The 13,520-nt window shown below is 54.1% G+C and carries 13 protein-coding genes and 1 pseudogene; 13 read left to right on the top strand and 1 reads right to left on the bottom strand.

All coding sequences use genetic code 11. The features are described 5' to 3' along the window. Positions 1-41 precede the first annotated feature (41 nt). The 12 genes from CLV88_RS21355 (at position 42) to CLV88_RS21410 (ending at position 11,789) form a co-directional block, all read left to right on the top strand. Positions 42-1,064 (top strand): carbohydrate ABC transporter permease, encoded by a 1,023-nt coding sequence (locus tag CLV88_RS21355; RefSeq protein WP_106610440.1) that lies wholly within the window; start codon positions 42-44, stop codon positions 1,062-1,064. A 2-nt stretch (positions 1,065-1,066) separates the two neighbouring features. Continuing rightward, positions 1,067-2,221 (top strand): carbohydrate ABC transporter permease, encoded by a 1,155-nt coding sequence (locus CLV88_RS21360; protein WP_106610441.1) that lies wholly within the window; start codon positions 1,067-1,069, stop codon positions 2,219-2,221. 124 nt (positions 2,222-2,345) lie between these two features. Next, positions 2,346-2,876, top strand: a complete 531-nt coding sequence (locus CLV88_RS21365; protein ID WP_106610442.1) for an ester cyclase — start codon at positions 2,346-2,348, stop codon at positions 2,874-2,876. A gap of 12 nt (positions 2,877-2,888) precedes the next feature. Next, the gene (gene hisD, locus CLV88_RS21370; RefSeq protein WP_106610443.1) at positions 2,889-4,217 is read left to right on the top strand and encodes a histidinol dehydrogenase; all 1,329 of its coding nucleotides are present in this window, start codon (positions 2,889-2,891) and stop codon (positions 4,215-4,217) included. Continuing rightward, entirely contained in the window at positions 4,180-5,277 is a 1,098-nt protein-coding gene (locus CLV88_RS21375) for an ester cyclase (protein WP_106610454.1), read from the top strand. The genes hisD and CLV88_RS21375 overlap by 38 nt, the downstream gene beginning before the upstream one ends. Then, positions 5,274-6,038 carry an SDR family NAD(P)-dependent oxidoreductase gene (locus CLV88_RS21380; RefSeq protein WP_106610444.1) on the top strand — a complete coding sequence of 255 codons (765 nt, stop codon included), beginning with the start codon at positions 5,274-5,276 and terminating at the stop codon, positions 6,036-6,038. The genes CLV88_RS21375 and CLV88_RS21380 overlap by 4 nt, the downstream gene beginning before the upstream one ends. Next, positions 6,038-7,075: a LacI family DNA-binding transcriptional regulator gene (locus CLV88_RS21385; RefSeq protein ID WP_106610445.1), complete on the top strand. Its 1,038-nt coding sequence runs from the start codon at positions 6,038-6,040 to the stop codon at positions 7,073-7,075. The genes CLV88_RS21380 and CLV88_RS21385 overlap by 1 nt, the downstream gene beginning before the upstream one ends. A 5-nt stretch (positions 7,076-7,080) precedes the next feature. After that, positions 7,081-8,070 carry a nuclear transport factor 2 family protein gene (locus CLV88_RS21390; RefSeq protein WP_106610446.1) on the top strand — a complete coding sequence of 330 codons (990 nt, stop codon included), beginning with the start codon at positions 7,081-7,083 and terminating at the stop codon, positions 8,068-8,070. 157 nt (positions 8,071-8,227) lie between these two features. Beyond that, positions 8,228-9,193, top strand: a complete 966-nt coding sequence (locus CLV88_RS21395; protein WP_106610447.1) for a cupin domain-containing protein — start codon at positions 8,228-8,230, stop codon at positions 9,191-9,193. Between the two features lie 75 nt (positions 9,194-9,268). Continuing rightward, positions 9,269-10,402, top strand: coding sequence for a cobalamin-independent methionine synthase II family protein (locus CLV88_RS21400; protein WP_106610448.1), 1,134 nt, complete (start codon positions 9,269-9,271; stop codon positions 10,400-10,402). Further along, positions 10,399-11,097, top strand: a complete 699-nt coding sequence (locus CLV88_RS21405; RefSeq protein WP_106610449.1) for an alpha/beta fold hydrolase — start codon at positions 10,399-10,401, stop codon at positions 11,095-11,097. Before CLV88_RS21400 ends, CLV88_RS21405 begins: the two co-directional genes overlap by 4 nt. Beyond that, positions 11,094-11,789 (top strand): RraA family protein, encoded by a 696-nt coding sequence (locus CLV88_RS21410; protein WP_106610450.1) that lies wholly within the window; start codon positions 11,094-11,096, stop codon positions 11,787-11,789. Before CLV88_RS21405 ends, CLV88_RS21410 begins: the two co-directional genes overlap by 4 nt. A gap of 178 nt (positions 11,790-11,967) precedes the next feature. Here the strand turns inward: CLV88_RS21410 and CLV88_RS23495 are convergent. Next, positions 11,968-12,421 (bottom strand): annotated as a pseudogene (locus CLV88_RS23495) (integrase core domain-containing protein); the annotation flags it as partial. Between the two features lie 63 nt (positions 12,422-12,484). On the opposite strand from CLV88_RS23495, the gene CLV88_RS21415 reads away from it, so the two are divergent. After that, the gene (locus CLV88_RS21415) at positions 12,485-13,486 is read left to right on the top strand and encodes a tyrosine-type recombinase/integrase (protein WP_106610451.1); all 1,002 of its coding nucleotides are present in this window, start codon (positions 12,485-12,487) and stop codon (positions 13,484-13,486) included. Positions 13,487-13,520: the final 34 nt, after the last annotated feature.

Raw genomic sequence — 13,520 nt, forward strand, 5'->3', positions numbered from 1 at the left:
ACACTTCCTTGTGCCCACAGGGTCAGTAGAAAGGCAGAACCATGAAGTTCAAGACGTTTGCCGCCTTTATCGGCCCTTCTGTCTTTATGATGCTCCTGTTTATCGCGTTCCCGCTGGTTAGCGTGTTCCAACAGAGTTTCTATATTACACAGCCAATCTATGACTTGGTCGATGTGGAAACATGTACTCCTGGGTTCGTAACCCAAACGTGTGTGACCGAAACGCAATCTGTGCCCAGACTGGACGAAGAGGGCGCGATCATCACAAAGACAGATTTTGTTGGTCTTCAAAGCTACCGCAATGTGCTGGAACTTGGCCGGGCGTGGGATGCTCTTTCCTCCGGAAGCTGGGCTGCGTTCCAGTCCATCGATTTCTGGAAGGCGCTTCGCTTTACACTCTCGTTTACGCTTATCACTTTGCCGTTGGTGATCTGTGCAGGGTTGGGGATCGCAGTAATGATCAACAGCGCGGCCAAATCCGTACGCGGGCCTGTTATTTTTGTTTCGCTCTTGCCATTCATTATCACACCGGTGATCGGCGCGCTTTCGATCAATTGGCTGTTTCGGGGCGACGGTATCCTGACAGCCGCTCTGGAATGGTATCTGCAACGTGACATTGCGATGTTCGCGCAGGCGTGGACCATTGAAATCCTGATGATGTTTTATCGTGTCTGGCATGTCGCGCCCTTTGCCGCGATTGTCTTTTATGCGGGCCTTCAAACCGTCAACCAAGATAGCCTCGAAAGCGCGATCATCGACGGTGCGTCTCGTTGGCAGCGGCTAAAATACATTATTATTCCACACTTGATGCCTCTGATTGTCTTCATTTCGATGATCCATCTGATGGACAGCTATCGCGTGTTCGAAGAAATCGTCGGTTTCTCAAGTCAGGGCCATGTGATCTCACTGCAATGGCTGACCTATGACTTCCTTGTACCGGATCAGGCGGGCAACCGCTCAATCTCCCGTGCATCGGCCTCGGCCATGCTCACCATGATCGGCATTGCGCTCCTGCTTGTGCCGTTATTGCGCCGCACGTGGCGCGACCATCAAGGAGGCCACTGACCATGTCCGCCCGCGCCCTGCAACAACCGCTGCCATTGCGGCTAACCTCCAACGTGTTCTTAGCTCTGTGGTGTCTGATCGCCGCGTTCCCGATCTTTTGGATCATGGTCCAAAGCTTCAAGACACCTGTCGATGCCTACGACAGCAATGCTCTGAACGTGATTCTGGGGCCAGAAACACTGGCACGCGGTCATGGCATGTCGGCGCTACAAATCCTTCTTGGCATTGGCGCAATATGGCTTACCATCCGCCTTGCGAGCCGCACGCTCCCGGCCTTTGTGCGTAGTTCCTTGAACGGCAAACAGCAATGGCTCGGTTGGATCATTGGTGCTTTGGTGTTGGGCGTAGGTTCAGTAGTTGTGCTGTTTGGTGTCGTTCCATGGGTTTCAGGTGTATTGAACCCGATGCTCGGCCCGCTCGGGGTCGATGTTGTCGGGCTAACGACCGAACATTACAAGACGGTTTGGGTTGAACGTGGTTTCTTCCGCAATTTCCAAAACTCACTGCTGATCACAGCAGGTGTCGTTACCATCTCGCTCAGTGTTGGAACGCTAGCAGGTTATGGGCTTGCCCGTTCGGGCAGCAAGCTGGCGTTCTGGATTTTGATTATCGCGCTCATCTTCCGCGCTTTGCCGCACTCTGTTCTCGTCGCAGGCTATCTGCCAGTGTTCATCTCGTCTTCTGAATGGCTCGCGCCGATCTTTGGCGAAAACGCCCCGACGCTTTATGGCAAACCATTTGCCGTGATTGCGGTACTGGTGGCGATCAATCAACCTTTTACCATCTGGATGCTGCGCAGCTTTTTTCAGAACATTCCAGCCGAGCTTGATGAGGCTGCAAGGGTTGATGGATGCAGTCATTTTCAGGCGTTTCGACGCGTGATTATGCCAGTCATGTGGCCGGGCGTAATCACCACAGGTCTCTTCAGTTTCCTGCTGGCCTACAACGACTTCCTCGTGACCTCGCTATTGTTGGATGCTCAAAACCAGACAATGGTTCCCGCCATCGCTGGTATGTTTAACCGCGAAACCACGACAACCGACCAAGTTGTCGCTGTCGCGGCTGCCGTTTCCATCACTGCACCGCTCTTCTTCCTCGTGATGGTGTTCCAGCGCCAGATCGTCTCAGGTCTAACCGCAGGGGCAGTAAAGGGATGAGTTCTTCCGCCCGACATAGTGCTGTGGCACGCCATCCGGCGCTCAACAGATTGCCGAGGGATTTCATAACGAAGAGGACCCGCCTCTTTGAAATCCTAAATAGCATTCTGAAAGGAGAGCTCTGATGAAAGGGTCTCGACCTGAACAAGCCGTGCTGAGCCGCGACACGGATATGAGCAAAACCGACGACACCCGCCGTGTTATTGAAGATATGGTGGATGGTTTGAACGACCACCGCATCGATGACATTGGGGAGTTCTTTTCCCAAGGATTTCGTTGGATGGGCAACCAGGGTTGTGGCACAAAATACGGCTTGAAGGAATTCCAGGACAACTGGCAGCGCCCGTTTCAGGCGGCGTTTTCTGACAAGACCTGCATTGATGAGGCCCGCCTTTACATGGGTGAATGGGCGGCGGCCTTTGGTCGTCAGGAAGCCACGCACAGCGGTGAGTTCCTGGGCATTGCCGCCACCGGTAAGCGGGTTGAAATCCGTTACATGGATTTTTGGAAAGTTGTCGAGGGCAAGATTGTCGACAACTGGGTGAATGTCGATTTCGCCCATGTCGCCGCCCAACTGGGCGTCGACCTATTCAATGGCGAAGGCTGGGAAGCCTTTGACCGCGGAGAAAAAAACTCTCCGCGCCCCGATTTGTGAGGACGACAAAAAATGACGATAGTGTATCTCAAGCGCGGAAAAGATCAGGCTGAACGGGCAGAGGATGACGCCAAAACTCGTGCCGTTGTCGAAGGCACGTTGAAAGACATTGAAGTTAATGGTGACGCAGCCGTTCGAAACCTTTCGGAGAAGTTCGACAACTACTCACCCCAATCCTTCAAACTAAGCGATCAGGACGTCGACGATTTGATGGCACAGCTGTCAGATAGGGAACTGGCTGACATTAAGTTCGCACAAGAGCAGGTACGCAATTTCGCGCAAGCGCAGCGTGATACGATGCTGGATTTGGAAGTAGAAACGCTGCCAGGCGTGATCCTTGGACACAAGAACATTCCGGTGCAATCCGTCGGGTGCTACGTACCTGGCGGAAAGTTTCCTATGGTGGCTTCCGCTCACATGTCGGTGGCAACCGCGTCGGTTGCCGGCGTGCCGCGGATTGTCGCCTGCACCCCGCCGTTCAAGGGCAAGCCAAATCCGGCTGTGATCGCAGCCATGCACCTCGGTGGCGCGCATGAGATTTATGTGATGGGCGGTATTCAGGCGATTGGCGCCATGGCGTTGGGGACTGAGACCATTGATCCAGTGCATATGCTTGTAGGGCCAGGTAATGCCTATGTGGCCGAAGCGAAACGTCAGCTATTTGGCCGCGTCGGAATAGATCTATTCGCAGGACCAACTGAAACGATGGTGATCGCTGACGAAACAGTGGACGCTGAGATCTGCGCCACGGATTTGCTAGGGCAGGCGGAACACGGATATAACAGTCCCTGTGTGATGCTTACGAACTCGCGCAAACTGGCCGAAGAAACCCTTACCGAAATCGATCGTATTTTAAAGATTCTACCTACGGCCGACACTGCTTCGGTTAGCTGGGAAGAATACGGTGAAGTCATCGTTTGCGACACCTATGAAGAGATGTTGGCCGTGGCCGATGACATAGCTTCAGAGCACGTGCAGGTGATGACGGATCGGGACGATTGGTTCCTTGAAAACATGACATGTTATGGCGCGTTGTTTCTGGGGCCGCGAACCAATGTCTCAAACGGAGACAAGGTGATTGGCACTAACCACACCCTGCCGACCAAAAAGGCAGGAAGGTACACTGGTGGTCTTTGGGTAGGCAAGTTTCTGAAAACACACAGCTACCAAAAGGTTCTCACTGACGAAGCCGCCACAATGATAGGCGAGTATGGTTCGCGTCTGTGTCTGCTCGAAGGGTTCGTCGGCCATGCGGAACAGTGCAACGTGCGCGTGCGCCGCTATGGCGGGATCAATGTACCTTATGGAGAAGGTGCGCCTTTTCGTGAGGCGGCGGAGTGATCTGACAGTGGATAGACACACAGAACACAAAGCGCTCATCAAAGCGTTTAGGGACTCAACCTACAATTTCTCTGAAGGCGGGGTCCGCGCGGCGTTGAAGGACCTGACCACTCCGGATGCCCTGTTCCGACTGTGCCATCCGTTTGAAGACACTACCGGCTCGCAGGCGTTTTACGACTCGGCCTATGCCGGACTGTTTAACGCATGGCCGGATCTGGAACGCCGCGACTATATTGTCGTGGCGGGTCCGGATGAGTTCGGCAATGATTGGGTCGGATGCGGTGGATATTATACCGGCGTCTTCACCGGCCCGTGGCTCGAAATTCCGCCCACCGGCCACCAAGTCTCCATGCGCTATCATGAGTTCTTTCGCTTCGTAGACGGCAAAGTGGTCGAGTATCAGGCTTTGTGGGACATTCCCGAAGTGATGATGCAAGCTGATGCTTGGCCGATGGCGCCGTCGTTGGGCCGTGAATGGCACGTGCCGGGTCCAGCAACGTCTGATGGGCTTGTGCCGGGTCCTTACGATTCCGCCAAGGGAGCTGCGACCTGTCAGCACATTGTTGACATGTTGGATCATCTGAAAAAACATCCCAGCGACCCGGACCCACATTCCATGGAAATGGGGCGGTTCTGGCATGAACGCATGAGCTGGTACGGGCCTGCTGGTATCGGCACCGGACGTGGCATTTCCGGCTTTCGTAATTGGCATCAAATCCCATTCCTGAATGGAATGCCGGATCGCGGAAAATATGTGGATGAAATCACCTATCATTTCTTTGGCGACGGTGATTATGCCGCCGTGACCGGTTGGCCCGATATGATCCAGACTGTCACACATGACGGATGGATGGGCATCGCGCCGGCCGGAAAAAAGATCACTTTGCGCAGTCTGGATTTTTGGCGGGTCGAAAACGGAAAAATTCGCGAAAACTGGGTTTTGGTCGATTTGTTGGATGCTTACTACCAATTGGGAGTAGACGTTTTTGCTCGGCTGCGGGAGTTCAATAAGGCGCGCAGTATGGCGCGCCTGAATATTCCCGACGGAATGAGCCGATGACGCAATTGCCCCGAACCCCTTCCTTTTCTCTGGGCGGGAAAACTGCGTTGGTGACCGGCGCGTCCTCAGGTATTGGACAAGGCTGTGCGGTGTCACTGGCAGAAGCTGGTGCACACGTTGTCTGCGCGGCGCGAGGAGTTGAGAAACTCAATGAAACGGTCGCAGCTTTGGACGCAATCGGGCTAAGCGCAGAAGCGGTTTCGCTGGATCAAAACGACATTGAGGCCGTTGAAAGCCTCATGCTGGCTCGAGGTTTCGACGTTGTCGTCAATTCCGCCGGACTTGCGCGCCATGGACCTGCCGTCGACACCATGCCAATGGATTACGACGCGGTGATGGGTCTAAATTTGCGTTCTGCTTATTTCCTGTCTGCCTTTGCGGCGAAATCTATGATGACAAGTGAGAAGCGTGGTTCCATCATCCACATTTCCAGCCAGATGGGGCATGTTGGCGGAATCGATCGCGCAGTTTATTGCGCGTCTAAACACGGGCTTGAGGGTATGGTAAAGGCGATGGCAATCGAATGGGGGCCGTCGCAAATCCGTATCAATACCGTTTGCCCGACATTCATCAAAACGCCACTCACCGCACAAACATTTGAGCGGGCCGACCGCAAAGCCTGGGTAGAGGAAAAAATCAAACTTGGCCGCATAGGAGAGGTCGAGGACATCATGGGTGCGGTACGGTATCTGGCTTCGGACGCCAGCGCTTTGGTCACCGGCACATCAATGTTGATCGACGGCGGTTGGACGGCAGACTGATGGCGGAGAAAATAACATCTCTGCAAGTCGCGGAACGTGCCGGTGTCAGCCAATCGGCCGTCAGCCGTGTTTTTACACCTGGCGCCTCGGTGAGCAAGAAAACGGAGGACAAGGTCCGCAAGGCCGCCGCTGAACTTGGCTACCGTCCTAACGTGTTGGCCCGCGCAATGGTATCCGGCAAAAGCCGTATCATCGGCCTCGTCGTTGCTTATCTGGACAATTATTTTTACCCCGAAGCATTGGAGATCCTGTCGAATGATCTGCAAGAGCGTGGATATCACGTTCTGGTCTTTATGGCATCGCAGACAGCCGGAAATATTGATGGCGTGGTCGAGGAAATACTGGATTATCAGGTAGATGGGATCGTTACGGCATCGGTTGCAATGTCTTCAGATCTGTCGCAACGGTGCGCGCAAGCAAAGGTACCTGTGGTGCATTTTAACCGCTTCCAGGACGGAGACGGTGTCAGCTTTGTGACTTCTGACAATTTTCAGGGTGGGCGTGAGCTCGCTCAATTCCTTGTCGCTGGCGAACATAAGAAAATTGCCTATATTGCCGGTTGGGAAGGCGCTTCTACTCAACGTGACAGGGAGGCCGGCTTTCGCGCGGGGCTTGACGAGTTTGGGCAAAAGCTTTTCGCTCGTGAAGTCGGAGAATTCGATGTGGATCACGCACGCGCCGCTGCGCACGCCATGTTCAATGTCGATGCCAATGACCGCCCTGATGCGGTTTTTGTCGCCAACGATTACATGGCCTTTGCCGTCATGGATGAATTGCGCTTTGGTCTTGATTTGAAAATCCCCGACGATGTGTCTGTGGTTGGTTTTGATGACGTACCGCCGGCCGCATGGCGGGCCTACGACCTCACAACAATGCGTCAACGTGCCAATCTAATGGTGGCGGAAACTGTAGAAACGCTGATGGCGCATATTGAAAATCCTAGCTCGGCGAAGACACGAAAAATCTCCATCGCCGCGCCGCTGATTGTGCGTGGTTCGGCACGATTGCCAAAAAACTGGCCTCCCGTAAAAGGATAACCCCCATGCAAGGTTTTGATCCAAAGTTTCAGGACTTTCCTGACTACATCATCGGCATAACCAAAGAAATTTGGGAAGATCGGGGTATCGCCACGCTGCACAACTATTACAGCGACGATATCGTGGTGCGTTCTCCCGGCTCGGTGGTGATCGGCAACCAGAATGTTATTAGCGCCACTATGGCAACGTTGGCTGAATTTCCGGACCGGGAATTGCTTGGCGAAGACGTGATCTGGTCCGGCACACCAGAAGAGGGGATGTTGTCCAGCCATCGCATCCTGTCAACTGCGACGCATTTGGCCGATGGTGTTTACGGAAAGGCAACCGGCAAGCAATTGCGGTACCGCATCCTTGCCGACTGTCATGCGATCAATAATCAGATCAACGACGAATGGCTGATCCGCGATCAGGGCGCGATTGTGCGGCAAATGGGTTGGGACCCAAAGGAATACGCCGCCAGCCTGATTGAAGCGGAGGGTGGAAAGGAAGACTGCGTTAAACCGCTAACGCCTTACTCCGACATGCCTGGCCCATACAAAAGCACCGGAAACGACAATGAATGGGGGCAGCGCTACGTCGGCATCATCAGCCGTATCATGGGTGCTGACATCGCTACGATTGAGCAGGATTACGACCGTGCCGTGCAGTCCGAATATGTCGGTGGTAAGACTGGGCATGGTCGGGGTGCAGTAGACCGCTTTTGGATGAGCTTGCGAGCCAGCTTCCCCAACGCGGCATTCAAAATCGAGCATCAGATCGGGCGCGAAGATCCGAAGATGCCTCCTCGCGCAGCAGTCCGCTGGAGCCTTTGGGGTAAACACGAAGGTTGGGGGGCGTTTGGCGCGCCCACCGGTGCCGAGGTTTATGTGTTGGGTATCAGCCACGCCGATTTTGGCGCGCTGATCTCTGATCAGCCAAAAATCCGTCGCGAGTACACACTCTTTGATGAAACGTCGGTCTGGAAGCAGATTCTCATGCAAACGGGGCAGGGTTGAGCAATCCTTATACATATTTGACTCTGTGTAATTCACAGGAGGCACGGCGCTTTCACGCGCACCGAGCCGCATTACGTGCGCGCCGTCTCAACAATCGTCCACCGGGATCTGTTGTGCTTTACCCGATCAACTGCACAATACTCAAAGGACCGAACACATGACCCCAAAAGATATGGAAGCCCGCATCGTTCGCTACGGTGACTTACAACCCTGCAAAACCGCCTTTATCGACGCTCATACGCCCGGCAGCGATCAAAAGGAAAACTTTACTATTATCGGCGGTGGCGTGTCCGAAAGCCCGGATCAGCACGTGCACATCACCATTCCGCACGGCTTCAACATTGGTGCCGCAGGACAGCCGCCCAAATGCCGCAACTCCTTGCATGATCACCGCACCGCCGAGGCATTTTTTGTGCTTTCGGGGCGATGGCGATTTTTCTGGGGGCGTTATGGCGATGCGGGCGAGGTTGTGCTTGAGAAAGGTGATATCTTTAACATTCCCACCGGCGTCTTCCGCGGCTTTGAAAACATCGGTTCCGATTACGGAATGATTATGGCGATCCTCGGCGGCGACGACGCAGGAGGTGGCGTGATGTGGGCGCCGCAAGTGATCGAGGACGCCGCCGACCACGGGCTGGTGCTTGCAAAAACTGGCAAGCTTTACGATACCAAGAAGGGTGACGTCTTGCCGGACGGTGTGTCTGCGATGCCGTTGATGGAAGCGACTGAACTTGCCAAACGCGGCGAGCCGACCACGGTGGAGGTTCTTCCAAACCATGTGGCCCGCTATTGGGACATGGTCGCGCTCTCGGACAAGGCGCCTGTAGAAGTAATTGGAGAAACCGGCATCTTGCGCGACAAACCTGGGTTCGAGGTCAATTTTGTCACCCGCGCCTCGGCAAGCAAATGCGCAACTCGATTCGAACGACCATCGGTTTTAATGCCGGTCACTGGCCATTGGAAAGTGACATGGGATGGCGGTGCCGCCACCTTAGCGCCCGGCGACACAATGTCTGTACCTGAAGGTCTGGCACACAGTGTCGCTCCGTCCATGACTGGTGAGGCCGCAATGTATCAGATCGTTGGCACAGGTGATCCTGCTGGTCTGACTTGGAAAGGTTAATGACACCGCGTCGGTATCACCACAGTCGCGATACCGACGCAATACCGACGTAGAACCGACAGGAGATTAGGCACCATGAGTAATGTATTAACGACCCACGTTGGTAGCCTGCCACGCACTCAAAAAGTTGTAGATTTCATCTTTGCCCGTGAAAACGAAACGCATTTTGATCAGGAAAATTTTGACGCCGCGATGACTGAGGCCGTCGACGAAACTGTCCGTAAACAGGTCGCGGCAGGTGTCGATATCGTAAGTGACGGTGAAACAAGTAAAATTTCTTACGCCACCTATGTGAAGGATCGCTACACTGGTTTTTCTGGTGACAGCGAGCGCAACGCTCCTGCAGACCTGAAAATGTTTCCCAGCTTTTTGCAGCGTCTGGCAGACGACGGAGGTACACCGCAATACGCTCGCCCCAAGTGTACTGGCGATGTGCGCTCCAAAGGGCAAGGTGAGCTGATGAAAGATATCACGAACCTCAAGATCGCAATGGGCAAACATGGAGTTGAGCGGGGCTTTATGAATGCGGCTTCGCCTGGAGTTATCTCCTTGTTTTTGCAAAACGATCATTATTCTTCGAGAGAGGCTTATCTGGCTGCTTTGGCAGATGCGATGAAAGAAGAATATGAAACCATCGTGGCCAACGGACTAGATTTGCAACTGGATTGCCCTGATCTAGCGCTGTCCCGTCATATGTTGTTCACCGAAATGAGCGACACTGAGTTTGTAAAAGTTGCAAACATGCATGTCGAAGCGCTTAACCATGCGCTCCAGAATGTGCCGCAGGATCGAGTACGCGTACATATCTGCTGGGGAAACTATGAAGGGCCGCATTGCTGTGACATACCGATGGACACGGTTTTTTCCACATTGATGTCGACTAAATCGCGTTATGTGTTATTCGAAACATCTAACCCGCGCCACGCGCACGAATGGGCTGTGTTTCGGGATCGCAAGGCAGAAATTCCTGAGGACAAAGTGCTTGTTCCTGGGGTTGTCGACACAACAACCAATTTTGTTGAACATCCAGAGCTGGTTCGGCAACGTATTGAAAAATTTGTTGATATTGTCGGTTCAGGCCGAGTGATTGCCGGGAGCGACTGTGGGTTTGGTACCTTTGCTGGCTTTGGAGCAGTCGATCCGGACATTGCCTATGCTAAATTATCAGCTCTTTCCGAGGGTGCGTCTTTGGCGAACCGAAACGTATGAAATTGCCGCTCGTCTTCCTACCTGGCATGATGTGCGATGCGCGACTGTTTGCACCGCAATTTGCAGCTTTTTCCGGCAATCGAACGGTGATTTCGGCATGCATCTCAGGACACGACTCGATAGAGGAATTGGCAGCAAACGTACTTGGATCTCTGCCTGATCGCTTCGCCTTAGCAGGGCTTTCAATGGGGGGGATCGTCGCAATGGAAATGGCGCGGCAGGCGCCTTGTCGCATTGCCGGTCTCGCGTTGATGGACACCAATCCTCTAGCTGAGACCGAAGCGGTTAAAACCCGTCGTATCGCTCAGATCGAAGCGGTGAAAGCTGGCAGTTTGGAGCAAGTTATGCGTGACGAGATGAAGCCGAATTATCTCGCGGACGGCGCCAATCAAGGTACCATACTAGACGTCTGCATGGCCATGGCGACAGATCTCGGAGAGCGAGTTTTTGTAAATCAATCCGTGGCATTACGAAATCGCATCGACCAATCGGAAACGCTTCGTAATTTTCGAAACCCCTCGATCGCGTTGTGTGGAGAGTATGACACGCTCTGTCCGTTTCCACGGCACGAAATGATTTGCGATCTGCTTCCAAACGCGGAGCTCGAGATCATCCGGAACGCCGGACACCTGCCCACTCTGGAGCAACCTGCTGCAACAAATGCCGCCTTGTCGCGGTGGCTGGAGAGAATATGACACCTTCGCTTTTAAAACTGCTTCGTTCTGTTGATACGCCGACCGTCTGTAACGCAATTGAAGTCGCCCAAGGCAAGCGCGGTTTCGCGCAATTTACACGTGGCACGATGTTGTGTTCCGCACCTGATGCACCCGCATTGGTTGGCTTTGCACGAACTGCAAAGATCGCAGCGGTTTCCCCGCCTGTCGAGTCGGCAGAGATTATTCGGGAGCGGCGCATGGCCTATTATCGACATATGTCTGAAGGGCCGCGGCCGGCGATTTCAGTTGTAGAAGACGTCGATTTTCCCGACTGCATCGGAGCATATTGGGGTGAGATAAACACCACTGTTCACAAGGGCCTCGGTCTGTCAGGCGCCTTGACCAACGGGGTCATGCGTGACCTTGGGGATTTGCCAGATGGCTTTCCGGTGGTAGCTGGCTCCATAGGGCCGAGCCATGGATTTGTCCACGTGCGCGAAGTCGGTACGCCTGTGAGAATTTTCGGGATGCATGTTGCGGACGGTGACCTCGTACACGCAGACCGCCATGGCGCACTGATTATTCCCTCCGATGTGTTGTCCCAGCTCAAAGTCGCTATCGAGAAGCTTTTGGAAACAGAAAAACTCGTGCTTGAACCGGCGCGAGCTGAGGGTTTCGACTTTGATGCGTTCGAAAAAGCATGGGCTGCCTTCGAGGCGTCTCGTACCTGACTTTCGATTCGGTGTGCCTAGTCTCATAAACTGCCGATCCATGATCATTCCGACTAAATCCGCATTGTTACGCGGCGAATAATGCAGATGGTTTTGCCCAACATTGTCAGTCGCCAGAGTTTTTGGAACCGATGGCGGCCTAAACTAAGAGAAAGTTTGGCTCATCTGGTTTTTGTGATTATGCGGTGCGTTTGCTGTGATGCAAGCGTCGTGCTTCGAATGTCTTCCGTTTGATCATCTCTCGTCGTTTCAGAATGGCTTGGGTGTGTCCGAAGTAGACATCGGCTGGTGTGACTTTGTTTGGGCTCTCGTGATATCGCCGATGATCGTAATGATCGACGCAGGCTGCAATCTGGGCTTCGAGATCGCCCAGTAGGAACTACTTTTCCAGCAAGATCCGGTTCTTCAAGGTTTGATGCAATCTTTCGATTTTGTCTTGGGTCTGCAGATGATACGGCGCGCACACGGCTGTGTTTCATACCTTTGTCCTGTTACCATTCAGCCAAGTCGGCAGAGACATAACTTGAACCGTTGTCACTAAGCAGTCTTGGTTTGTGAACGACATGGATCTGTTCACTGCCGGAGGCCTACAAGGCGAGATCGAGGGTGTCTGTCACATCCTCAGCTCGCATGACCGTTCATTTGATGCTTTTCCTGGTGGTGACAACTCGGACCACAATCCTCGGGATGAGTAGATGAACGAGGTGTCCCTGAAATTCAGATTGAAATATGTGGCGGAGGACACCGACAGGCATGGCAATGTCCGCCTGTATTACCGGAGACATAGCCGGAAGGTCAGGCTACGCGGCCCGGCCGGATCGCCCGAGTTCCTGGCGGACTACAAGAAAGCCGCCGCCGGGACCCTCGAGGGCCCCAAGAAAGAGCAAGGGGCGGGGCATGTTGTCCCGTGCAGCATTCGCTGGCTTTGCGTCCAGTATTACAAGAGCGCGATGTTCAAGGAATTGGACCCCAGGACCCAGAAGGTCCGGCGCGCGATCCTCGAGCGGTTTTGCCAGCACAAGAGCGACGGGGACAAGCCTTTTGCGCTTCTGTTGCCCAGGCATGTCCGTATCCGCCGGGACGAAATGTCGGACCGTCCCGAGGCCGCCAACGGGATGGTGAAGGCCCTGCGCCAGCTTTACCGGTTTGCCCTGCGCTATGATCTGCACGATGACAACCCGGCCGAAAAGGTCGAATACCTCAAGGGCAACCCGGACGGCTTCCATTCCTGGAGACTGGATGAAATCGCCCGGTTCGAGGAAGTCCATCCGGTTGAGACCCAGGCGTGGCTTGCCCTGGCCCTGGCGATCTACACCGGTCAGCGGCGTTCGGACCTGTTTCAATTCGGCCGCCAGCATGTCAGGGACGGATGGCTTGTGTTCACCCAGCACAAGGGGCGCAACCGCAATCCGGTTCGGATGGAAATTCCAATCATTGCCGAATTGCAGCGTATCATTGACCAGACGCCAACCGGCGATCTTGCGTACCTGGTCACGGCTTTCAACCGCCCATTCACCTCGAACGGCTTTGGCAATCGTTTCCGCAAGTGGTGCGATGCGGCTGGGCTGAAAGAATGTTCGGTTCATGGACTACTCAAGGCCGCCGCCGTGCGCCTGGCGGAGTTGGGATGCACCGATGTCAACGGCGGATTAAAAACCTGCCAGTGTGGCGGAGTAAAAGCCGGCCATTTGGCGTGACGATGGCTTAGGCGTTTTTCTGATGGATTGAGGG

Origin of the sequence: Shimia abyssi (assembly GCF_003014475.1) — a bacterium.
Lineage (GTDB): Bacteria > Pseudomonadota > Alphaproteobacteria > Rhodobacterales > Rhodobacteraceae > Shimia > Shimia abyssi.